The organism is Thalassospira sp. UBA1131, from assembly GCF_002311515.1.
Lineage (GTDB): Bacteria > Pseudomonadota > Alphaproteobacteria > Rhodospirillales > Thalassospiraceae > Thalassospira.
Genome location: NZ_DCAO01000037.1, coordinates 1 through 1605 on the forward strand (window position 1 = coordinate 1; position 1605 = coordinate 1605).

The 1605-nt window shown below is 53.8% G+C and carries 3 protein-coding genes; all 3 read left to right on the top strand.

The features are described from left to right. Positions 1 to 562 (top strand): anthranilate synthase component I family protein (locus B3Z49_RS05925; RefSeq protein ID WP_296988886.1); only part of this gene is annotated, 562 nt, incomplete at its 5' end. After that, the gene (locus B3Z49_RS05930; RefSeq protein WP_296988889.1) at positions 559 to 1146 is read left to right on the top strand and encodes an anthranilate synthase component II; all 588 of its coding nucleotides are present in this window, start codon (positions 559 to 561) and stop codon (positions 1144 to 1146) included. The genes B3Z49_RS05925 and B3Z49_RS05930, both read left to right, overlap by 4 nt. Positions 1147 to 1159: 13 nt before the next feature. Then, positions 1160 to 1605, top strand: a 446-nt coding sequence (locus tag B3Z49_RS05935; protein WP_296988891.1) for an aminotransferase class IV, incomplete at its 3' end; no start/stop codon positions are given.

The window sequence follows — 1605 nt, forward strand, 5'->3', positions numbered from 1 at the left end:
CAAGGGCACAAGACCGCGTGGCGAGACACCGCTAAGCGATGCCGAACTGGCACAGGAATTAATGTTATCGCCAAAGGATCGCGCAGAAAACGTTATGATCGTTGATCTTTTGCGCAACGACCTGTCAAAGGTGAGTAATCCTCACACCGTGAAAACACCAGTGATCTGCGCGTTAGAAAGCTATGCCAATGTGCATCATCTGGTGTCCACCGTGACAGGCGAACTGCGAGAAAACAAAACGGCTGTTGATGCATTGCGTGCATGTTTCCCCGGTGGGTCGATCACTGGTGCGCCGAAGATCCGTGCGATGGAAATTATCACCGAACTCGAAAAGACAACGCGCGGTGTCTATTGTGGTGGCATTGGCTATATCGGATTTGATGGGGCAATGGACACAAACATTGCCATCCGAACGCTTAGCGTAAATGGCGGCAAGATGGCCTTCAATGTTGGCGGCGGGATCGTTGCTGACAGCGACCCGGCAGCGGAATACGAGGAAACGCTGGTTAAAGCCGCCAAGATGTTTGAGTTGTTCGGAATAAGTGCCGGGGATCTGTTATGATCCTGCTGATTGATAATTATGATTCGTTCGTTTTCAATCTTGCCCGCTATCTTGAGGAACTCGGACATGCGGTCAAGGTTGTGCGAAATGACGAGATCACGGTGGCAGACGTTCGTGCCCTTAATCCGTTGGCGATTGTATTTTCGCCGGGCCCCTGTGGACCGGATGAGGCGGGAAACAGTCTGGAACTCATCAACGCGCTAAAAACCGAGTTTCCGATGCTTGGCGTCTGCCTTGGGCATCAGTCTATCGCCCAGGCATTCGGCGGCACGGTCAAGCGCGCAAAACGGCCGGTTCACGGGATGACATCATCGATCCGGCATAGCGGAGACGATTTGTTTGCCGGATTAAACAATCCTTTGCAAGTCACGCGATATCACTCGTTAATCGTTGATTTGCCAAATGATGGCACTTTGATCGAGACAGCAACAGGCCCCGACGGAGAAGTCATGGCATTTGCCCATGCGACCTTGCCGATTTACGGTGTCCAGTTCCATCCCGAAGCCGTGCTTACGGAACAGGGCCACGCGCTGTTGGCGAATTTTCTGAAACGTGCTTCCGGGCAGGGAGCCGATAACGATTAAAAGGGACCAGGCTATGCAGGTTTGGATGAATGGCAGTTTTCGTGATCTTGATGAAGCGTCCATTCCGGTAACGGATCGTGGCTTCCTGTTGGGCGATGGTTTCTTTGAAACCATGCGCGCGCACGAAGGGAAAATTGCCTGGCTGGAAGCCCATATGGGACGGCTTGACCATCATGCCGAGCTGATCGAGTTCCCGCTTGACCTGTTGCCCGAGACAGAAGAAGTCGCAGAAATCGTTGCCAAGCTGTTTGAGCAAATTCACCGCAAGGATGCAGTCGTTCGCATGACCGTGTCACGCGGCCCGGGCGAACGTGGATTGCTGCCACCGGGGTCGCCGGATCCGACCATCCTGATTACCGCAGAGCCCTTTGACCCGCTTGACCCGAATATCGGACTTACTCTGGCGACGTCGCAGAAAGTGCGCCGAAACCCGCATTCGGTCGCGGGCAGCATCAAAAG